The following is an 18,746-nucleotide window of genomic DNA, read 5'->3' on the forward strand; positions in this document are numbered from 1 at the left end:
GGCGGACGTTGCTCGGCGGAACGTGGGAACCGCGCCACAACGGCCGCGGCGGCAATATTTACAGCAGCGTGACAAGCGGCGGCGCATTGCGTTATCTAGCAGGCTTTGCGCGAGTTTGACGTCGAATTCGCATGTCATTGTGCACCGCTTGTTTAGCCGCCGGGCTAATGGAATACCTTGCAAATGCCGATAGCGGAGTTGATGCTGAAAGAAGGCGCGCCCGGGCGGCACTGGGCGGGCAGGTCCATTTGCGCCGGCGATTGCGGCCGGCGGGGTCCCGGTGACAGGGTGGCGGAGACGCATGCGCGCGGCCGGCGGCACAGACGCGCGGCGGGATAAAGAGCACAGAATGATCAAGTGCATAGAAGTGGCCGATCTCAAGGTGGGCATGTACATCCACGATCTGAACTGCGATTGGATGTCGCACCCCTTTTTGCTTAAGCGTTTCCTGATCAAGGATGAGGAAGAAATCCGTAAGATTGCCGATTCCGGCATTCACGAGGTGTACATCGACACGCGCAAGGGAATGGATTTGCCCTCCGCGCCCAGCGCCACCGAAGTGAAAAAGCTGTTGGAGGAGCAGATCCGCGAATTCGGCAGCAACGAGACCATTCTGGAGCCGCAGGTGGAGGCTGGCTCCGAGTTTGGCCGCGCTCAACTGATCCACAGCGAAGCCAACCAGATCATCCAGGGCATTCTCAAAGACGTGCGTCTGGGCAAACAGGTGGAATTGGAAATGGTGGAGCCGTCGGTGACCAAGATGACTTCGTCCATTCTCCGCAACGGCGGCGCGCTGCTGTCGCTGTGCCGCATCAAGGACAAGGACAATTACACTTTCCAGCATTCGGTCAGCGTTGGCGCGTTGATGGTCAGTTTTTGCAACGCAATGGGAATGAGCAAGGAGGTGATTCATCACGCCGGCATCGGCGGCATGCTGCACGATATCGGCAAGATGAAGATTCCGGACCGCATTCTCAACAAGCCGGGCAAACTGACCGAGCAGGAGTTCGTGGTGATGAAGTGCCATGTGGTGGAGAGCAAGCAGATTCTGCTGCAAACCACGGGTATTTCCGAAACCGCGGTGCTGGTGGCGGCGCAGCACCATGAGCGTCACGACGGCAGCGGCTATCCGGCGGGCCTCAAGGGAGAGGAGATTTCACAGCTGGGACAGATGGCGGCTATCGTCGACGTATACGACGCGCTGACTTCGGACCGCTGCTACCACAAGGGCATGGCGCCCACCGACGCCCTGCGCAAGATCTACGAGTGGTCCAAGTTCCACTTCAATCCGCAGTTGGTGCAGGCGTTCATGCGCAGCATAGGCATTTATCCTATCGGCACCCTGGTGCGGCTGGAGAGCGGCCGCCTGGGCGTGGTGGTGGAGCAGAACGAAAGCAACCTGATCTCGCCCAAGGTGAAGGTGTTTTTCAGCACCAAGAGCAATGTCTACATTCCGCCGGAGATGGTGGATTTGTCCCGCGGCATGGGGTTTGGCGGCGGCGACCGCATTGTCAAACACGAGTCGCCGGACAAGTGGAAGATTGATCCGCTGCGCTTTCTATAGCGGGCCCTAGCCCCCGCGCCGCTCCGGCTAGCGGTAATCCCCCCACACTGTTTGTATCGCCGCCACCGCGGCCAGCGCCGCGGTTTCGGTGCGCAGGATGCGCGGCCCCAGTTTCAGCGGCGTCCAGCCTGCGTCCAGCGCCGCGGCCTCTTCGCGGGCGGAGTAACCGCCCTCCGGGCCGGCCATCAGCCAGGCGCGTTTAGGCTCGGCGGCGATGTCGGCCAGGCGCTGACTGCCCACCGGGGACAGGATCAGCCGCGCGTCGGCGCTCGGCGCCTGTTTCAGCCATTGCTCCAGCGACAGAATGGGCAATACTTCAGGAATGGCGTTGCGACCGCTTTGCTCGCAGGCGGAAATCACGATTTCCTGCCAGCGCGCCACGCGCTTGTCGGCGCGCTCGCCGGACAGTTTGACGATGGAGCGCTCCGCGGCGATGGGCTGAAACGCGGACACGCCCATTTCCACGCCCTTTTGCAAGGTAAACTCCATTTTGTCGCCGCCGGAAATGGCTTGGGCCAGGCCCAGCCAAATAGGCGTTTCACGTGAAACGTCGTCGAAGCCTTCGATGCGGCAATGGGCGTCGCGCTTCATCACCGCGTCCAGCACGGCGGCGTACTCGCCGCCGCGGCCGTTGAACAGGGTGACGGCGTCGCCGGCGTTGAGCCGCAGCACCTGCACATGGCGCACCACCGTGTCTGGCAGGGCCAGCGTTTGGCCGACGCAGAGGTCGGCGTCAATGTAAAACCTGGGCATGACGTATTGAAAGTCGCTGTTGATACCGGTATTTTGCTTTGTTTGCTGCGATTGCAGCAAATAGGATTGCAGCGGCCTTGGGGGAAAACGAATGCAGGTGCTGGAACAGGTGATGCAGGTGCTCAGGGAAGTGGCGCGCGACGAGGTGATGCCGCGCTTTTTGCACGTGGGCAAAAGCCGCAAGGACGACGGCACGCTGTTCACCGAAGCCGATATGGCTTGCCAGCAAGCCTTGCAGGCCGCTTTGCCCCGCATTCTGCCTCACCCGGTATTGGGCGAGGAGATGGAATTGGCCGAGCAAGACCGGTTGTGGGCGGAGAATCAGGACGGCTTGTGGGTGGTGGACCCGATAGACGGCACCACCAACTTCGTCAACGGACTGCCGTATTTCGCTATTTCCGTCGGCCTGATGGTGGGCGGCAAAAGCCGGCTGGGCGTGATCTACAACCCGGTGTCCCAGGAAATGTTTTACGCCAGTCGCGGCGAGGGCGCCTTTCTGAACGGCCAGCGGCTGCCCTTGAAAACCGTGGTCAACACCATGTGCGACGCCATTGCCAGCGTGGAGGTCAAATATCTGCGCTCCGGCAAGCTGGCCGCGCGCATCGGCAGCACCTGCCCGTGCGGCAGCTTGCGCAATCTGGGCTCCAGCACGCTTGACTGGTGTTATCTGGCGGCCGGCCGCTACGATCTTTACCTGCACGGCGGCCAGCGCTTGTGGGATTACGCCGCCGGAGCGGTGATTCTGGAGGAGGCCGGCGGCCAGATCGCCAGCCTCAACAGCGACGACTACTGGAGTGATGTGATCTGGAAGCGTTCCGCCATCGCCGCGCTGAATCCGGAGCTGTTTTCCCAATGGCACCGCTGGGTGCGCGCCAACCAGTAGCCAGGTTTTAGCGCCCGCTCCAAAGTCTCGCGAGCAAGGGCGAGACAAGGCGAAAACGAGCGAAAAAGCGGAATGGTCGAGTGGTATACGGGCATTTCGAGCGTGTTCTCGCCGTACAACCCTTACCAAGCGCAGCAGCGCCTTGAACAAGCGCTCAGCCGCGGAACATGAAGTAGACCGCGCCCACCAGACACAGCCCAGCCCATACGTAGTCCCAGCGGAAAGGCTGGTTCATGTAAAAGACCGCGAACGGTATGAATACCGACAGCGATATCACTTCCTGAATGATCTTCAGCTGCGACAGCGTCATCACGCCGTAGCCGGCGCGGTTGGCCGGCACCTGCAGCAAATACTCGAACAAGGCGATACCCCAACTTGCCAGCGCCGCCAGCCACCAGGGTTTGGACGACATGTCCTTCAAGTGGGCGTACCAGGCGAAGGTCATGAACACATTGGACAACACCAGCAGCAGCGGCGTCAGAAGATAGGGCGAGAGATTCATGATGCGTGCTCAGCGGGAGGCGTTCCAGTTGGCGACGGCTTCTTTTTTGTTGTCGGCCTGAGCGCCGATGGCGCTGCAATTGCCGTTGTCCGGGTAGCGGCTGCATTGCACCCAGAAGCGACGGGAGCCCGCCTTGACCAGCAGTGCGGGCGCGCCGCATTTGGGGCAGGGTTTGAGGACAATTTGCGGAGCTTGGTTCATGGCGGGATGTCCGGCTAAAACCGGCATCTTACCCCAAGCCGCCGCGCGATGGCGGCGGCCTGGGGGCAGATTCGCCTAGCGGCGCGTCTTCAGCGCCGCCGTGGCGGAGACCGCCGGATCCGCCGCCTTGACGAAGTTGGCGATGTAGGCACCCAACAGCTTATGGGTGTGAGTGGTGGGGTGCAGCACGTCCCAAAACACGAAGGCGTCCGGATTGCCGCATTCCGCGCGCGGTTTCTGTTCCCAGATATAGGGCAGGCTGGCGTTGCCGGCGATGTCCAGGCAGGACTGAGTGGCATTGCCGACCTGATACTTGGCCGGGTTGTCGAGCAGGTCGTCGAACAGGGCGTTGCTGTCGAACAGGTTCAGCTTCAGCGTGCTGCCGTATTTCTGTTGCAATTGCGCCACCAGCAGCGCCAGTTTGGCGTTGTAGTCGCGCACCTGCGGCGCCAGTGCGGCGGCCTTGCCGCTGGCCTGGGCCGCCGGAGTGCGGGCCAGGTTGGGCAGGTTCAGCACCACGATGTGGCGCGCGCCGGCGGTGATGATGCGTTCCAGCGCCTTGCCTTGGTCCGCGATCACCTGGTCCACGGTGCGGCCGTAGTTGAGCAGGTCGTTGCCGCCGATCAACATGGTGAACAGGGTGTTCTCCGGCCGGTAATTGGCGGCTTTCTGCATGTATTGCGACCACGACTCCACCTGCTGCAGCAGGCCTGGCACCACCAGGTGCTGATCGCCGGCGGAGCCGCCAATCGCCCAATTGTAGATCGGCAGCTTCAACTGCTCGGCCAGATATTCCACCCACACCCGATCATTGCTGAAGCGGCCGATGAACCAGCTTTTGGCGTTGGGCAGCCGCCATTGGGACGCGCCGTACATGTTCTGAGTGTCGGACAGGCTGTCGCCGAACACGATCAGCTTGTTGACGCGCGCCGGCTGGCTGGCGCTGTCCTGGCTCCAGATAGTGTGGTTGTAGGACATCTGGTTGTTGGCGGCGGCGTAGAGCGCCACCGGACGGTTGATTCCCTTGGCCGCCAGCGTTTTCTGGCAGACGGCGGTCAGGGTGTCCTGAGCCACATCGCCATAGAACATATTCTTCAGCGCGACGATGCTGCCGGACCACCAGTAACCGTTGACGCGGTAGTAGTCGCCGCTGCTGGGGTCCAGCGCCCAGTGGTAGCTGGTTTGCGGCTTGGCGGGGCTCATGTCCAGCCGGTAATAGCAGCGCAGATAGGTATAGGTGGCGGCTCCCAGTGCCACGGCCGGTTTGGCCGCAGCGGCCTTGACCTGGGCTTCGCTGAGCGGCCCGCCTGGGGACAGATAGTCCAATTGCGGGTCCAGCTGGGCGTGAGCCTGGCAGGCGGTGAACAGGCCTGCGGCGGCCAGCAGGCCGCGTAGCAGTTGAAGTTTCATAGTGACTTTCCCGATACGTGATTTGAGTCAAGCTGTCTGTTGCATGCCGTCTAGCGCGGCTGTTTCGGCGTGGCGCCGTATCGGGATCTTTAAGTATTTACAGGTGAAAATAAACGGTAATTTTAAGATGTGAGTAAAAATGCCATATAGCTTAAATGCTGTGGCTTTTTATGCGAAAACGCCCGCGCAAGGCGGGCGTTTGGCGAGATTGGATCTGGCCGCGGCAATCCGGCCGAGACCGGCAGCCGTCAAGAGCACAGATCAGACGCTGAGCGCGACAATCTTCAAGGGATGCTTGCCGTCCGGGCTGGGAAAGTCCGCGTCCGGGATGATCCATTCCGCCGCGCGCACTTCGCGGCCGGCCTTGGCCGCGCTGCGCTTGAGCGCATCCAGCCAGGCGTCGCCGTCCACCTGCGCGACGTTGTTGCAGCAAATCAGCGTGCCGCCCGGCGCGGTGGTCAGCAGCGCCGGTTTGAACAGCGCCTGGTAATCGTTGATCAGGTCCACCACGCCGAAGGGGCTCTTGGAGTAGCGCGGCGGGTCCAGAAACACCAGATCGAACTGACGCGCTTCCAGTTTGGGGAAGGGCGGCATTTTCTTGCCGCGCACGCGCTCGGGCTGGCCGATGCCGGACAGCTGGCGGATGGCGGCGAACACATCGCTCTGCACGCAGCGTGGGCGGGTGGTCAGCAGATTGAGCTTGGCGTTGGCGCGGCCCACGCTGAGGCTGGATTCGGCGAAGTCCACGTTCATCACGAAGCTGGCGCCGGCCTTGGCCGCGGCTACGCCGACGCCGCAGGTGTAGGCGAACAGATTCAGCACGCTTTTGCCGGCCGCCAGCTCCATCACGCGGCGGCGCGCGGCGCGCAAATCCAGGAACAGCCACGGGTCCTGGCCTTTATGGCGAGCGCGGTAGTGGTAGTTGACGCTTAGTTCGCGAATGGTGTGGTCGGCTTCGGCCTCGGCTTGCTGTTCCAGCGTCAGCGCGTTGCCGATGCGGGAGTTGCCGGCGCTGCGGTCGTTGTAGACCAGCGGCAAGCCGGGGTGGCTGGCCTGGTAATGGGCGCGGACCGCCGCCAGCTCGTCTTCGCTCAGCGGCTGGTGGAAGGTCTGGGCCAGCAACTGTTCGCCGTAGCGGTCTACGGTCAGGCCGGGCATGCCTTCCACGCTGCCGTGGAATAGACGATAACAATTGGTGTCTTCGGCTTGCAGCCGGGCGATCAGTTCTGCGCGCGCGGCTTCGGCGCTTTGCAGCAATGGGGTCAGGGAGGACATCGGGGGCCTTCGCTTGCGGTTCCGGGCCGGCTCGCTGCGCGGAGGCGGGCGCGCCGGAAAATCCTTCATTGTATGCGCTGCCGTCGTCGCGCTCAAATGCGTGTCCGGAAAAGCCCTTGCAAAACAACAGGCCGCCCGCAGGCGGCCTGTCTGGTGGCGCGGCTTGGCCACTGCTCGATTCAAGCGGTTTTAGTACCTGCTCAAAGCTTCGCGAACCACAGCGAGACAAGGCGGAAACCGCAGGGAAAGCGGAATACGCATAGGGCGCATCGCGAAGCGATGGTGGCCGTATAGTGGTTCACAAAGCGCGGCAGGCACTGAACGGTCTCAGCGTCGCGGCAGGGCGGCCAAGCCGGCGGAGCCGTTCATGAAGCCGTACACCTCGTCCGCCAGCACCTTATGCGTGCGAGTGGTGGGGTGCAGGGTATCCCAGAACACAAAGCTGTCGGGATTCACGCAGTTGGCCCGCGGGCTCTGCGAGTTCAGATAGTTGGTGCTGGAGTCCGCGTTGATGTTGAGGCAAGACTGGGTGGTGTTGTTGAACTGATAGGCGGAGGGGTTGCCCAGCACCTTGTTGAACAGCGCGTAGCTGTCGAACACGTTCAGCTTGAGGCCGCTGCCGTATTTGAGACGCAACTGAGCGGCCAAGGCGTTGAGACGCTGGTTGTAGTCGCGCACCTGGACGGCCACCTGGGCCGCGCCGGACTTGAACTGGAACACTGGCGCCCGTGATACGTCGGGCAGGTTGAGCACCAGAATGTTGCGCGCGCCGGCGTCTATCAGGCTGGTCAGCGCCTGGCTCTGGCCGCTGATCACTTTATCCACCGAGTTGTTGTAGTTCACGAAGTCGTTGCCGCCGATCAGCATGGTGAACAGCGTCGTGGCCGGATCGTAGTCTCGCGCCTGCTTCATGTAGTCTTTCCACGACTGCACCTGCTGTTGCACGCCGGGAATCACCAGTTTTTGCGTGTCCACGCCAGCGCCGCCTATCGCCCAGTTGTACACCGGCAACTGCAGACGGCCGGCCAGGTATTCCACCCACACCTGGCCGTTGCTGAAGTGGCCAAGGAACCAGCTGTTGCGGTTGGGCAGCGTCCACATGGAGGCGTTGTAGACGTTTTGGTTGTCCGACAGGCTATCGCCGAAGGCGACGATCTTGTTGATGCCGGAACCCTGGCCGGCCTTGTCGTTGGTCCATACCGTGTAGTTGAACGACAGTTGGTTGTCCGCGGCGAACACCATCGCCGGATTCTGCTGAATGCCCTTTTTCTGCAAGGTGCTGCGGCAAACCGACTGCAGCGTGCTTTGCGCCACGTCGGTGTAGTACATGTTCTTCCAGTCCAGCGCGCTGCTGGACCACCAATAGCCGTTCAAGCGGTAGTAGTCGCCGCTGCTGGGGTCCAGGCCCCACACGTAGTCGGTGGTGGGTCTGGCGGCGTCGCCGGTGCGGTAATAGCAGCGCAGATAGGTATAGGTGGAGGGGCCGGGCACCGACATCAGCTCGATATTGGCGTCGCCGCGCGCGGCGCGGCTCATGGGTGCCGGCGGGGCCGTTTTCAAAAGCTGTTCGCGGCTGAGCGGGCCGGACGAAGACAGCACGTGACTGTAGCGAGGGTCGGGCTGAACCGGTTCGGCGGCGGCGGAGTGGCTCAGCGGGCTCAGGGCAAGGCCCAGCAATAGCAGCGATTTCATTGTTGTCTCCTCGTGTGGGGCGCCGTCAGGCGACGGCGCGAACGCATGGACCGCGCCGTTGGCGGCGCGCGATCCGCGTGCCGTCTAGGCTAGCCAAGAAAAATGAAAGTTTCATGCAAATGGAATGATTGCTCTATTTCCGGGCGCTCGACTGTCGTATTGCTGCCAGCGCAGCAAAGCCGCATTGATATGCCATATTGAAATCATTCGGCCTGAGTCGCCGCGGGAGCGCTTGCAGATATCGCTCTAGCGGCCGGGTTCCATCGGCATGCGGGGATGAAAGATGCGACAAGCGCGGGAGCTTCTGAAAACGCTGTACACGATGGCGATGATGGTGGAGGCGCGCGATGCTTATACCGGCGGGCATTTATGGCGGGTGTCGCGCTTGTGCTATGCGCTGGCCGACAAGCTGGGCCTGCCGCAGTCCGAGGTGGAGCGCATTGCGCTGGGCGGCTTTTTGCACGACCTGGGCAAGGTGGGCGTGCCTGACGCGGTGTTGAACAAGCCGGACAAGTTGAGCGACGCCGAATACGAGGTCATCAAGACCCATCCTCGAGTGGGCGCCGACTTGCTGAGCGATCATCCTTTGGCTGAGTTGGCGCTGGACGCGGTGCTGAGCCACCACGAAATGCCGGACGGCCGCGGTTACCCGCAGGGATTGAGAGACAAGGAGATACCGCTGGCGGCGCGCATCGTCGGCATCGCCGACGCCTTCGACGCGATGACCAGCACCCGGCCGTATCGGCGGGGCATGCCCAAGGAACGCGCGCTGGCCATCATACGGGAGAATCTGGGCACCCAATTCGACCGCGAACTGGGCGAACGTTTCATCCAGTTGGGCGAGGCTGGCCGGTTCGATCACGTCATCGGCCATAGCGAGCCGGGCATTCCCTTGCAATCCTGCGCGGGCTGCGGCCCCATCATCGCCGTGCCGCGAGCGGCAGCCGACGGCGAGGAGATCTTCTGCCCCAGCTGCGCCGGCGGCTACAGGCTGACGCGGCGCGGCCCGCTGCTGGAACTGGCCCCGTCAGGCCATTCCAACCCGGCGCTGGCTCGCCAGCCGCGTAGCGACCCAGGGCTGATAGACGATTTGCTGTTGGGCGCCGAGCAGTTGTTGCAAACACGCAAACCCAGCCTGCTGGAGCGTTTGTTCGGCTGAAGGGGCGCCCGCGGCCCGGCCGGCGCTAGTGCCATGGCAAGCCTCCTGGCGCGCTTGCACGGCAATACCAATGGTATAAGCTGCTCAAGTCCCCAGACGGACCGATCGCCTGCGCCGGGCGCGGCAACGGCCCATGCCGGGCATTCCTCTTTCTTTCGCTTGCGCCCGCGCGCCGTCCGTCACGGCTGGGCCGATAGGAGTTTGCATGCATCAGCTTGATCCCGCTCTGGCCGTCTGGCTGGAAGCATACAATCGAGAACTGGCCGAACTGGTGGCCAAAGGTTACAAGGCGACCCCGATCGGCGCGCGCGAAGCGCTGGCCAATCTGACGAGACAGATGGTGACGTCGGGACCGGACATCGTTTGGGTCAACGACGACCTGGTGCCTGGGCGCGATTTCACCGTGCCGGTGCGCATCTACCACCCGAACCCGCAGCGCGCGCTGCCGGTGCTGGCGTTTTTCCATGGCGGCGGACACATGGTGGGCAGCGTCAGCGTTTACGATCCGATTTGCCGGCGGCTCGCCGCCGCCAGCCAGCACGTGGTGGTGGCCGCCGACTACCGTTTGGCGCCGGAAAGCCCGTACCCGGCCGGTTTGCAGGACGCTGCCGTCGTGGCCAAGGGCTTGTGGCAGGCGCTGGACGCGCGCGGTCTGCCCTATGCGCGCGAGCTGTCCCTGGCCGGAGACTCCGCCGGCGGCGCGCTGACGTCCAGCCTCAGCGCTTTGGGCCAGTACGACGCATCCTTGCGGATCAAGCGCCAAGTGTTGATCTATCCCAGCGTCGACTACACCTTGAGCCAGCCGTCGGTGGACGAGAACGGTGAAGGCTATTTGCTGACCAAGGCGCGGGTGGCCTGGTATTTCGATAACTACTTCCAGCACGCGGAGAACCGCTTGCAGGCCTCGCCGCTGCATGGCGGGTTCTGCCGCAAGCTGCCGTCAACCTTGCTGGTGTCGGCCGGCTTCGACCCGCTGCGCGACGAGGCGTTTCTCTATGCGGACAAGCTGCGCGCGGCGGAAGTGGAGGTGGAGCACCTGCACCTGGAAGGCATGGTGCACGCCTTTCTCAATCTGGAGGCCATCGTGCCGGAGGTTTGCCGCGAGGTGTATCAGCGCATCGGCGCCTTCCTCAACCGTTGAGCTATTCAATGTTTGCCGCGCTTTGCGGAGCGCGGTGGGCTGTTGTAACGCGGAACCGCCGCCGGAGAGTCCGGGCGGCGGTTTTTTTGCGGCCGGCGCATGCCTTTGTACTGACAGGCGTCGCTTAGGGCGCGGGGCGTGCCGTCAGCATAATGGCAAGCGTGACGGAGCGGGGAAACTCAATAGTTTTCCGGGCAGAAGTGGCGTTCCACCAGTTCGATCAGAATATGCAGCACCTTGATGTGCAACTCCTGCACCCGGTCAGCAAACAGGCCGCCTGGCGTGTTGACGTAAACATCAGCCAGCGGCTCCAGCCGCGTGCCGGCGCGGCCGGTGAGGATAATCACCTTGACGCCCATTTCGCGCGCCACCTGCGCGGCGTTGACGATGGTCTGGCTGTTGCCGCTGGTGCTGATGCCGATCAGTACGTCGCCGGCGCGAGCGTGGCTTTCCAGATAGCGCGAAAACACGAACTCGTAGCCGTAGTCGTTAGCCACGCAAGTCATGTGGCTGGGGTCGGAAATCGCGACGGCGGCCATGCCGCGGCGGTTCTTGCGGTAGCGGCCGGTCAACTCTTCGGCGAAATGCATGGCGTCGCACATCGACCCGCCGTTGCCGCAGGAAAAAATGCGTCCGCCCGCGGCAAGGCTGGTGATGAGGGTTTGCGCCGCCGCGTCGATGCTGGCCAGCGCTTCCGGGTTGGCCAGCAGATTGGCCAAGGCGGTTTGAGCTTCGACCAGGCTGGCTTCGATGTGTTGAATCATGGTGGTGTCCGTTTCATGCGGTGCGGCAAAACCGCAGTTTACACCCGCAACGTCGGGCTCAGAACCTGTTTGCGCTCTCGCGAACAAGAGCGGGACCAGGCGAAAACGATTGAGACAGCGGAACCCACGCGCATTTCGGAGCGGTGCTCACCGTGTGACGCTAAGCGAAGCGCAAACCGGTTCTTAGAACCTGTTCAAAGTCTGCTGCGCTTCAGCGATACGGCGTTGAAAACGAGCTCAAAATGCTCATGTACCACTCGTACATTCCGCTTTTTCGCTGGTTTTCGCCTTGTCTCGCCCTTGCTCGCGAGACTTTGAACAGGCTCTTAGCCAATCTGCCGCCCAAACCAGACCACGCGACCGATGACTTCGAACTCGCCGGTATTGCGCTGCAAGTCCACGGTAAAGGTCTCGTACAAGGGGTTGGCGCTGCGAACCTGCACCGCGCCGCCTGGCAAACGTTGCAACTGCTTGACGAAGATGTCGTCGCCCATGCGGATCACGTAAAGCCCTTCGCCGGGAGAGTGTTCGGCGGTGTTGACCAAGATGGTGTCGCGGTCCTCCAGCACGCCGCTCATGCTGTCGCCCTTGACGCTGATTACCGCCAGATCCCGGGCGGAGGCGTTCAGGTGGTTCTTGATCCAGTATTTTCGGAACGCCATATAGAACATCGGCGCTTCTTCGCTGGCATTGGAACCGAAGCCGGCCGAGGCTTTCAGGTTATAGCGCGGGATAAAACAGAACTCTTCATGAACGTTGTCCGGTACAAAACAATCCGGATCTCGTTCTAGTCGGATGGACGCGCCGGGCGGAGGGGCTGCGTCGTACTGCGGGCCGCTACCGTGCAAAAGCCACTCCAGCCTGCACCCGCTAGCCTCCGCGATCTTGCTGGCGGTGGCTGCGCGCGGCACGCCGCCGTGATACCACATATTGGTGAACGAACCTTTGTTGATTCCAATGCGGGTAGCCCAGGCGTAGGGCTTCTCCGCCCCAATCAGCAGTTCCAGCCGCTGTTTGAAGTCACTCTGTTCCAAGTTTTTTTCCATGTAGAACTCCATTTGGCGTGCTAGGCCGGCGCCACGGCCCGGTCAAATGCCCTGTACAAAAGGACAGGGAGTGACATCGTACTAATTGATCAGTTTTATGTTTTGAACTAAAATAGCACTTATGAATTCGAGAAAAGTTCAAAAGTAACCGGGGTTCAGCCAGTCATGTGTCTCAGGGGCTGCCAACACATCCGATTTCAATAGAATTCATGGGCTTGCCCGTGTTTAGAACGGCAGTTCTAAATGCAAATGGCGTGCTTGGCCTTGATTAATTATAACTCATTTAGAACTTATCGTCTTTGTCCCGTGATTCCTAGGAGATCTCCGCGATGACCGTAGCCAATATCGCCCCGGCCCTGCCCGAAACCATGCGCCTGGTGGCTGAGCTGATCGGCTTGCCGCGCACCTTGCAACTGGTGCAGGCCTTGGGCGGCACTACCTTGCCCATTTCCAAAAACCAAAGCAAGGCGGGTCAGTTGCGTTTTGCCGCTTTAGTGGAAGTGATAGGCGAAGACGCCGCCGCCAGCCTGACTCATCACTTTGGCGGCGACATCCTGTACGTGCCGCGTTGCAGCCAGGCCTTGCGTCTGGCGCGCAATCAGCAGTTGTTGAATGACTTCGACCAACTGCTGGAGCAAGGCCTGGGCGCCAACGAGGCGGTCAGCGTGCTGGCCATCCGCTTCCAACTGAGCGACCGCATGGTGTGGCGCGTGCTGAAAACGCCCAGCCAAGATCTGCATTAAGGCTATACGCCGCCTCTCCCTCTCTTCCGATTTCTCCTGTTTGTTTCTAGCCGGTTCCGTCCATGCCTGGCAGGGCTGCGCGCGCGCCGCGCATGACGGCCGGCCAATGTGCCACGTTTCGTCAACAACAAGGAGTCTTCATGGCCAGCAGAGCTATTTCCGACCTGCATCCGCAGTTGCAACCCTTGGCCGAGGCGTTTGTACGGCGCTGCCGCGACGCCGGCGTGGAGGCCTTGATCACCTGCACCTGGCGTTCCGGCGCGGAACAGGACGCCTTGTTCGCTCAGGGCCGTTCCCGCCCTGGGCCGAAGGTGACCAACGCCCGCGGGGGCCAGTCCGCGCACAACGCCATGTTGCACGGCAGTCCGGCGGCGCGAGCTTTCGACGTAGTCCCGCTGATTGGCGGCAAGCCGGTCTGGGACGCCCACCATCCGCACTGGCAGGTGATGGGCGAGATCGGCGCCGCGCTAGGCCTGAACTGGTACGGCAGGGCCGACGCGCCGTTCCGCGAGTTTCCCCACTTTGAGTTGAATTCGACCAGCCTCGACAAGGAGAAGAAATGATGCGTCTGTCCGATTTGCTGACCCGGCCCGGCGGCCGCCGGCTGAGCCATTCCCGGCTGTGGGCGAACATCGCCTGCGCGGCCGCCACGCTGTTGTTCGTGGTGGAAGGGCTGCGCGGCACCTTGGCCGCGGATATCTGGCTGATTTATCTCGGCATTGTCGGCGGCTACTCCGCGGGTTTGCGTCTGATCGCCGCCTGGCGGGATCGAGGCGGCCGCTGATGGGCCCGGTGCCCGCGTGGTTGAAGCTGGGAAGCTGGCTGCTGCCGCCGTTGTTGGCGGCGTGCCTGGCCTATCCGCTGGGGCTGCGCCACGGCGCGGAGGGCTGGCGCGCGCGCTTGGCCGAACAGCGGGCGGCGGATCAAGGCCGTCAGGCCGCCGAGGCCGAGCGCGCCCAACGGCAATTGCAGGCCGCTTTGCAGCAGCAGCAACGCTTGCGCGAACTGCTGGGCCGGCAAGAAGCGCGCCTGCTGAGTCAACAACAGGATCTGCAGCAGCGGCTGCAAGACCAGAAACAAAGGATCGAATATGTCGTGCAACAGGATGGCGGCCGCTATGGCGGCCTTGGCCCTGACAGCCTGCGCCTCTACCGGCAAGTCCTCGGTTATTCCGCCCCCTCAATGTCCGCAACCGACTCCGTTTCTATTGCAAATCCCAATCAAGCCGCCGCCGCCGGGGCCGGGTTACCGGCAGCAGACCTCCTGGCCCACGCCGCCGACTACGGCGCCTGGTGCCAACAGCTGGAACAAAGGCTGACGGCGCTCGGCGGGCTGTTTACTTCCGAAGGACCACAACCATGAGCGATTTTTTCGATCGGGCCAGCGAGCTGGAGACCGAGTTCCGCGAGCAAGCCATTGCCCGTCATTACCAACAGTTTGATCAGGCCGGCTACAGCCACTGCGAGGATTGCGGCGACCCCATCTCGTCCGCGCGCAGGGCAATCATGCCCAGTTGCACCCGCTGCGTGATTTGCCAACAACTGGCCGAAGGCTGAAAGGTGGGTTTCACGTGGAACATGACAATCTGATGGCCCTGGGCCGCATAGAAGGCAAGCTCGACATGATCGTGGCGCACCTCGCCAAACAAGACAAAAAACTGGAAGAACTGGATGGCCGCCTGCGAGACGTCGAAGTGCAGGCCGCGCGCAGCGGCGCCATGTCCGGCGCTTTGTCCGCGTTGGCTGTGACGCTGCTGGGGGAATTTCTCAAGCGCTTGATCCACTGAGCTTGCAAACAGCTTTGGCGCAAATGCGGCACGAGCATTTCGACGCCGATTCCAAGCCATTTTCCTATCCTCATCCACGCGCTTCAAGTCGGTAACAACACCAAGGCGCGATGCCGATTCTTCAACGTATTCAATTAACCCAGAGAAGGAGAATCAGATGTCGAACACGACTGTCTGTATCAAACCGCAATTCCAGGTCAATGTCCTGGGGCAAGCTGAAACCAACCCCGTGCGTATCGAAATGAATCAGGGCTGCTGCAACGACGGCGCAAACTCGGGCGCTTCGGTTCCGAGCGGCGCCATCCAGTATTTCGCCCGAAAGGAAGCACCGGCAGGCTGGCTCAAGGCGGATGGCACGCTGGTGTCCAAACAGCAGTACGCGTCCTTGTACCAAGCCATTGGCGACATGTTCGCTAATAAGGAAATGGACGCGGATATCCAAGCGCTGCTCAAGTTTGACGATCGCAACAAACTGATCGATCTGGTCAGCGGTAAAGAGGCGGTGCTGGTAGGCTCCGCGAGCCTGAGCTCCGAGCAAAGCAAATTCGGTAAAACCAGTCTGCAAACCAAGGCCAAGGGCAATTACGCCCGTTTCACTGTACAAAGCAAGTTCAACCCGGATGCTTTCACCATTGAAGGCTGGCATTACCCGATGTTCACCGGTCATCCCAATTGGATCTTCGGCATGAACGCTTCGGCGCCTTGGGGTGAGATCGGCCTAGGTATCCACTCGCAGACCAAGGCACCAATGGTTTGGCTGGCCGGCCCAGGCTCCGGTTTCATCTGTGAAGGCGTGCAGGGCCTGGCCAATACTTTTCCCGAGACCCGCTGGTACCACATCGCGCTGTGTTACGACGGCGCGACCTATCGACTCTTTGTCGACGGCAAGCTGGTGTGGAGCTTGAAGACTGAGCTGAAGGTCAATATTCCGGACAACACCATTGTGTTTTCAGTAGATGGTCACGACCCGGTTTACGCCGACTCTGCCGGCGGCTACTTCCAGGATTGGATGATCTCCAAGAAATGCCGCTATCTGGTCGAGTTCACTCCGCCTAGCGAGCAGACCGGCTCCTCTCGCCCTGAACTCACGGAGCTGTTTCAACTGCCCGACCTGCGTGGCGAGTTCATCCGCGGCTGGGATGATGGGCGCGGCGTGGATCTGGCTCGCAAGCTCGGCAGTGCGCAGAAAGGCACACTGGTCGCAGCCAACGAGTACTTCAGCGACAACGAGCTCTACAACATCAGCACCAATGTGGGCGCAGGGCAGGCTGCCGCCGGCACTGCCGCCTTCGGCGCGGATGTTCCAGATCTGGCGGGCTACCCAGGCCTGGAAATGCACTACGTAACCGGCGTCAAGGGCGCGCTGAGCAACTACGTCAGCTCGGTCGGCGCAGCTCGCCCGCGCAACATAGCCCTCTTGGCCTGCATCAAGGCCTGATCCTCCCCGGCCGCGCCTGCGGCTAGCCCATTCCACTGACATCGCTCAGCTAAGCCCACAACCGCGGGCGCGAGACAATAGCCTTATCGATAAACCGATGAATCATTGAGGAAATCATGTCCCAGCTGATCCAACTGCAAGACGCCATCGCCGACCGCCTGCGCCAGGGTCTAGGCCGCATGGTGCGCGAAGTGGCGGCCGACTTGGACGAAACCGGGCTCTGCGGGCTGGATCTGGCGCAAGGCCGTCACCAAAGCCGGCTGACGCCGGCGGCGGGCAGTCCGGGCCTGAATCCGCAGGCGCTGGCGCGCTTGCCGGCCTTGTGGACCGTAGCCGGCGGCGTCACCTCCTGCCAGCCCTCGGCCAGCCAACGCCAGCGCTACAAGACCCAGGCCCGTTTCACCGTCATTGTCGGAGATCGGCTGCAGGCGGATCGCGGCTACGCCGGCGCCGGCGTCTGGCAGCTGGTTTACGCGGTGCGCCGCTTGCTGGCGGCCCAGGATTTCGGCCTGGCGGTGTCGCCCTTGATGCCCGAGCAAGTGCGCCCTCTGGGCCAGGCGCAGCGGGACGGCGAACCGTGGAGCCTGGTGGCCTGCGATTTCGCCACTCACTGGCTGGACGAAGCGCTGGACAACGGCCATTGGCCGTCGCCTCAGGGCGAGGCCGATCCGGACCAGTTGTTCGCCCGCTTTGGCGGTCGGCTGGAAGGCACCGCCGCCGAATGGCGCAGCACCCGGCTGGATTATCGCTTGGACGGCAAGCCGGGCGTCAAAGCCCAGGATGTCGTGCTGCAGCCCAAGCCGCCCGTTAGTTGATTTTTCGCAGCATCCCGTCGCGCCGTCCGGCGCGGCGACTTTTCCCCAACCGCATCAATCAGGAGCCCATACTTTATGGCCAGCCCCAACATCAGCTTCGACCAGATTCCGGCGTCCATCCGCAAGCCGGGTAAATACTTTGAGTTCAACACCAAGCTGGCGGTGCGCACCCTGCCGGGCAACCCGCAACGCGTACTGGTGATCGGCCAGCGTTTCGCCGACGCCGCTCAGCCGGCTCTGGCCGCGCTGGACGTGTTCAGCGACGAGCAGGCCGCCCAGGCTTTCGGCCGCGGCTCCTACGCCCACCTGCTGGCCCGCGCCGCCATCAACGCCAACCCCTATCTGCAACTGAGCGTGATCGCGGTTGACGACGCCGACAGCGCCGCCGCCGCCGTCGGCACCTTCACCTTTACCGGCCCGGCCACCGGCGCCGGCGTGGCCAGCCTGTTTATCGGCGGCCGCCGTATCGACGTGGCCGTGGCCGCCGGCGACGACGCCGCCAAAATCGCCGCCGCCGCCAAGGCCGCTGTAGATAAGTTGGCGGATTTGCCGGTGACCGCCGCCGTCGCCAAGGAAGTGCTGACCCTCACCGCCCGTCACAAGGGCGCCGCAGGCAACGCCATCACGCTGAAAGCGCAGGAACAGATTGCCGGTCTTGGCATCACCGTGGGCGCGATGAAGGGCGGCGCAGCCGATCCGGACATCGCTCCGGCGCTGGCTGCCGTGGTCAGCGGCGGCCACCACATCGTGGTCAACCCGTTCAATAACGACGCCGCCTTCACCGCGCTGTGCACCCATCTGGACTTCGTGTCCGGCCCGATGGAGCAACGCGGCGCCATCGGCGTGGTCGGCGCCGTCGGCGCGCTGTCGGAAGTCAGCGCCGTCGCGTCCAAACTGGCCAGCGGCCGCGTGAGCGCCGCCTGGTATCGCGGTTCCGCCAAGCTGCCGGGCGAATTGGCCGCCGCTTACGCCGCGGTGATCGCCAGCGAGGAAGATCCGGCCCGTCCGTTGAATACTCTGGAGCTCAAAGGCCTGGACGTAGTGGAACTGGCCACCCGCACCAGCCGCACCGAGCAGGAAAACGCACTCTACAACGGCGTGACTCCGCTGGAAGTGGGCCCGGGCGAACGCGTGCAGATCGTGCGCTCCATCAGCACTTACACCAAGGACGCCCAGGGTGTGGACGATGTGTCGCTGCTGGATCTGACCACTATCCGCACCCTGGACTACGTGCGCCGCGCCTGCCGCGAACGCGTGGCCTTGCGTTTCCCGCGCGAGAAGCTGTCCGACCGCACCCCGTCCAAGGTCCGCTCTGAGCTGCTGGACGTGCTCTACAAGCTGGAAGAGCTGGAAATCATCGAGGCGGTGGAAGCGAACAAGGACGGCCTGATCGTCGAGCGCGACGCGCAAGACGTGAACCGTCTGGACGCCAAGATCCCGGTGGACGTGGTCAACGGCCTGCATGTGTTCGCCGGCCGCATCGATCTGCTGCTGTAAGCGGCGCGGGGTAAACGCGCCGGATGCTCTGCGGCGCCTTGCCGTAGTAAACCTACGGTCCGCGGCGGCGCGGCTGA

At 62.6% G+C, this 18,746-nt stretch carries 21 protein-coding genes; 13 read left to right on the plus strand and 8 right to left on the minus strand.

Translation table 11 applies throughout. From position 1 onward, the window contains the following. The first annotated feature begins 349 nt into the window (after positions 1-349). A complete protein-coding gene (locus ACUXV1_RS12985; RefSeq protein ID WP_043640300.1) occupies positions 350-1,564 on the plus strand; it encodes an HD-GYP domain-containing protein in 1,215 nt (404 codons plus the stop codon). Between the two features lie 27 nt (positions 1,565-1,591). On the opposite strand, the gene ACUXV1_RS12990 is transcribed toward ACUXV1_RS12985, so the two are convergent. After that, positions 1,592-2,317, minus strand: coding sequence for a 16S rRNA (uracil(1498)-N(3))-methyltransferase (locus ACUXV1_RS12990; RefSeq protein WP_114154159.1), 726 nt, complete (start codon positions 2,315-2,317; stop codon positions 1,592-1,594). Positions 2,318-2,414: 97 nt separating this feature from the next. Here ACUXV1_RS12990 and ACUXV1_RS12995 point away from each other — a divergent pair, with 97 nt between their 5' ends. Continuing rightward, the gene (locus ACUXV1_RS12995; RefSeq protein ID WP_231138325.1) at positions 2,415-3,200 is read left to right on the plus strand and encodes an inositol monophosphatase family protein; all 786 of its coding nucleotides are present in this window, start codon (positions 2,415-2,417) and stop codon (positions 3,198-3,200) included. Positions 3,201-3,354: 154 nt separating this feature from the next. On the opposite strand, the gene ACUXV1_RS13000 is transcribed toward ACUXV1_RS12995, so the two are convergent. From ACUXV1_RS13000 to ACUXV1_RS13020, 5 genes are all read right to left on the minus strand, one after another. Further along, positions 3,355-3,702: a DMT family protein gene (locus ACUXV1_RS13000; RefSeq protein WP_019101577.1), complete on the minus strand. Its 348-nt coding sequence runs from the start codon at positions 3,700-3,702 to the stop codon at positions 3,355-3,357. Between the two features lie 9 nt (positions 3,703-3,711). Then, complete coding sequence (locus ACUXV1_RS13005) at positions 3,712-3,903, minus strand: Lar family restriction alleviation protein (protein ID WP_081556088.1); 192 nt, start codon at positions 3,901-3,903, stop codon at positions 3,712-3,714. Between the two features lie 75 nt (positions 3,904-3,978). Continuing rightward, positions 3,979-5,313, minus strand: a complete 1,335-nt coding sequence (locus ACUXV1_RS13010) for an SGNH/GDSL hydrolase family protein (RefSeq protein ID WP_446015570.1) — start codon at positions 5,311-5,313, stop codon at positions 3,979-3,981. Positions 5,314-5,574: 261 nt separating this feature from the next. Further along, entirely contained in the window at positions 5,575-6,588 is a 1,014-nt protein-coding gene (locus tag ACUXV1_RS13015) for a class I SAM-dependent rRNA methyltransferase (protein ID WP_043640291.1), read from the minus strand. Positions 6,589-6,915: 327 nt separating this feature from the next. Then, positions 6,916-8,280, minus strand: a complete 1,365-nt coding sequence (locus ACUXV1_RS13020; RefSeq protein ID WP_446015571.1) for an SGNH/GDSL hydrolase family protein — start codon at positions 8,278-8,280, stop codon at positions 6,916-6,918. A gap of 283 nt (positions 8,281-8,563) precedes the next feature. Between ACUXV1_RS13020 and ACUXV1_RS13025 the strand changes: the two genes are divergently transcribed. Both ACUXV1_RS13025 and ACUXV1_RS13030 read left to right on the plus strand, forming a co-directional pair. Beyond that, entirely contained in the window at positions 8,564-9,439 is an 876-nt protein-coding gene (locus ACUXV1_RS13025; RefSeq protein ID WP_081556090.1) for an HD-GYP domain-containing protein, read from the plus strand. Positions 9,440-9,644: 205 nt separating this feature from the next. Further along, positions 9,645-10,580 carry an alpha/beta hydrolase gene (locus tag ACUXV1_RS13030; RefSeq protein ID WP_446015572.1) on the plus strand — a complete coding sequence of 312 codons (936 nt, stop codon included), beginning with the start codon at positions 9,645-9,647 and terminating at the stop codon, positions 10,578-10,580. Positions 10,581-10,759: 179 nt separating this feature from the next. Here the strand turns inward: ACUXV1_RS13030 and ACUXV1_RS13035 are convergent, their stop codons facing one another. Further along, positions 10,760-11,344, minus strand: coding sequence for an SIS domain-containing protein (locus ACUXV1_RS13035; protein ID WP_446015573.1), 585 nt, complete (start codon positions 11,342-11,344; stop codon positions 10,760-10,762). A gap of 326 nt (positions 11,345-11,670) precedes the next feature. Beyond that, entirely contained in the window at positions 11,671-12,390 is a 720-nt protein-coding gene (locus ACUXV1_RS13040; RefSeq protein ID WP_043589245.1) for a S24 family peptidase, read from the minus strand. A 329-nt stretch (positions 12,391-12,719) separates the two neighbouring features. Between ACUXV1_RS13040 and ACUXV1_RS13045 the strand changes: the two genes are divergently transcribed. From ACUXV1_RS13045 to ACUXV1_RS13085, 9 genes are all read left to right on the plus strand, one after another. Further along, positions 12,720-13,133: a Mor transcription activator family protein gene (locus tag ACUXV1_RS13045; RefSeq protein WP_019102031.1), complete on the plus strand. Its 414-nt coding sequence runs from the start codon at positions 12,720-12,722 to the stop codon at positions 13,131-13,133. A 140-nt stretch (positions 13,134-13,273) separates the two neighbouring features. Beyond that, positions 13,274-13,696 carry a M15 family metallopeptidase gene (locus tag ACUXV1_RS13050; RefSeq protein ID WP_081556094.1) on the plus strand — a complete coding sequence of 141 codons (423 nt, stop codon included), beginning with the start codon at positions 13,274-13,276 and terminating at the stop codon, positions 13,694-13,696. Continuing rightward, positions 13,693-13,917, plus strand: coding sequence for a hypothetical protein (locus tag ACUXV1_RS13055; RefSeq protein ID WP_256870409.1), 225 nt, complete (start codon positions 13,693-13,695; stop codon positions 13,915-13,917). The genes ACUXV1_RS13050 and ACUXV1_RS13055 overlap by 4 nt, the downstream gene beginning before the upstream one ends. Then, a complete protein-coding gene (locus tag ACUXV1_RS13060) occupies positions 13,917-14,495 on the plus strand; it encodes a hypothetical protein (RefSeq protein ID WP_446015574.1) in 579 nt (192 codons plus the stop codon). The genes ACUXV1_RS13055 and ACUXV1_RS13060 overlap by 1 nt, the downstream gene beginning before the upstream one ends. Next, positions 14,492-14,689, plus strand: coding sequence for a TraR/DksA family transcriptional regulator (locus ACUXV1_RS13065; RefSeq protein ID WP_019102035.1), 198 nt, complete (start codon positions 14,492-14,494; stop codon positions 14,687-14,689). Before ACUXV1_RS13060 ends, ACUXV1_RS13065 begins: the two co-directional genes overlap by 4 nt. A 14-nt stretch (positions 14,690-14,703) precedes the next feature. Further along, positions 14,704-14,919, plus strand: coding sequence for a hypothetical protein (locus tag ACUXV1_RS13070; protein WP_043640201.1), 216 nt, complete (start codon positions 14,704-14,706; stop codon positions 14,917-14,919). 157 nt (positions 14,920-15,076) lie between these two features. Then, positions 15,077-16,357 (plus strand): tail fiber protein, encoded by a 1,281-nt coding sequence (locus tag ACUXV1_RS13075; protein ID WP_446015575.1) that lies wholly within the window; start codon positions 15,077-15,079, stop codon positions 16,355-16,357. Between the two features lie 116 nt (positions 16,358-16,473). Continuing rightward, positions 16,474-17,172 carry a DUF1834 family protein gene (locus ACUXV1_RS13080; protein ID WP_446015576.1) on the plus strand — a complete coding sequence of 233 codons (699 nt, stop codon included), beginning with the start codon at positions 16,474-16,476 and terminating at the stop codon, positions 17,170-17,172. A 75-nt stretch (positions 17,173-17,247) separates the two neighbouring features. After that, a complete protein-coding gene (locus ACUXV1_RS13085) occupies positions 17,248-18,669 on the plus strand; it encodes a phage tail sheath C-terminal domain-containing protein (protein WP_446015577.1) in 1,422 nt (473 codons plus the stop codon). The last annotated feature ends 77 nt before the right edge of the window (positions 18,670-18,746 follow it).

This window comes from Chromobacterium sp. W521, from assembly GCF_052805975.1.

What these genes read in the sequence shown, in the direction of transcription:
- ACUXV1_RS13055 (WP_256870409.1), top strand. Translation starts at nt 13,693, where the DNA reads ATGATGCGTCTGTCCGATTTGCTGACCCGGCCCGGCGGCCGCCGGCTG.
- ACUXV1_RS13075 (WP_446015575.1), top strand. Translation starts at nt 15,077, where the DNA reads ATGTCGAACACGACTGTCTGTATCAAACCGCAATTCCAGGTCAATGTC.
- ACUXV1_RS13000 (WP_019101577.1), bottom strand. Translation starts at nt 3,702, where the DNA reads ATGAATCTCTCGCCCTATCTTCTGACGCCGCTGCTGCTGGTGTTGTCC.
- ACUXV1_RS13035 (WP_446015573.1), bottom strand. Translation starts at nt 11,344, where the DNA reads ATGATTCAACACATCGAAGCCAGCCTGGTCGAAGCTCAAACCGCCTTG.
- ACUXV1_RS12985 (WP_043640300.1), top strand. Translation starts at nt 350, where the DNA reads ATGATCAAGTGCATAGAAGTGGCCGATCTCAAGGTGGGCATGTACATC.
- ACUXV1_RS13010 (WP_446015570.1), bottom strand. Translation starts at nt 5,313, where the DNA reads ATGAAACTTCAACTGCTACGCGGCCTGCTGGCCGCCGCAGGCCTGTTC.
- ACUXV1_RS13060 (WP_446015574.1), top strand. Translation starts at nt 13,917, where the DNA reads ATGGGCCCGGTGCCCGCGTGGTTGAAGCTGGGAAGCTGGCTGCTGCCG.
- ACUXV1_RS13005 (WP_081556088.1), bottom strand. Translation starts at nt 3,903, where the DNA reads ATGAACCAAGCTCCGCAAATTGTCCTCAAACCCTGCCCCAAATGCGGC.
- ACUXV1_RS13025 (WP_081556090.1), top strand. Translation starts at nt 8,564, where the DNA reads ATGCGACAAGCGCGGGAGCTTCTGAAAACGCTGTACACGATGGCGATG.
- ACUXV1_RS13045 (WP_019102031.1), top strand. Translation starts at nt 12,720, where the DNA reads ATGACCGTAGCCAATATCGCCCCGGCCCTGCCCGAAACCATGCGCCTG.
- ACUXV1_RS13065 (WP_019102035.1), top strand. Translation starts at nt 14,492, where the DNA reads ATGAGCGATTTTTTCGATCGGGCCAGCGAGCTGGAGACCGAGTTCCGC.
- ACUXV1_RS13040 (WP_043589245.1), bottom strand. Translation starts at nt 12,390, where the DNA reads ATGGAAAAAAACTTGGAACAGAGTGACTTCAAACAGCGGCTGGAACTG.
- ACUXV1_RS13015 (WP_043640291.1), bottom strand. Translation starts at nt 6,588, where the DNA reads ATGTCCTCCCTGACCCCATTGCTGCAAAGCGCCGAAGCCGCGCGCGCA.
- ACUXV1_RS13020 (WP_446015571.1), bottom strand. Translation starts at nt 8,280, where the DNA reads ATGAAATCGCTGCTATTGCTGGGCCTTGCCCTGAGCCCGCTGAGCCAC.
- ACUXV1_RS13030 (WP_446015572.1), top strand. Translation starts at nt 9,645, where the DNA reads ATGCATCAGCTTGATCCCGCTCTGGCCGTCTGGCTGGAAGCATACAAT.
- ACUXV1_RS12990 (WP_114154159.1), bottom strand. Translation starts at nt 2,317, where the DNA reads ATGCCCAGGTTTTACATTGACGCCGACCTCTGCGTCGGCCAAACGCTG.
- ACUXV1_RS13080 (WP_446015576.1), top strand. Translation starts at nt 16,474, where the DNA reads ATGTCCCAGCTGATCCAACTGCAAGACGCCATCGCCGACCGCCTGCGC.
- ACUXV1_RS13050 (WP_081556094.1), top strand. Translation starts at nt 13,274, where the DNA reads ATGGCCAGCAGAGCTATTTCCGACCTGCATCCGCAGTTGCAACCCTTG.
- ACUXV1_RS13085 (WP_446015577.1), top strand. Translation starts at nt 17,248, where the DNA reads ATGGCCAGCCCCAACATCAGCTTCGACCAGATTCCGGCGTCCATCCGC.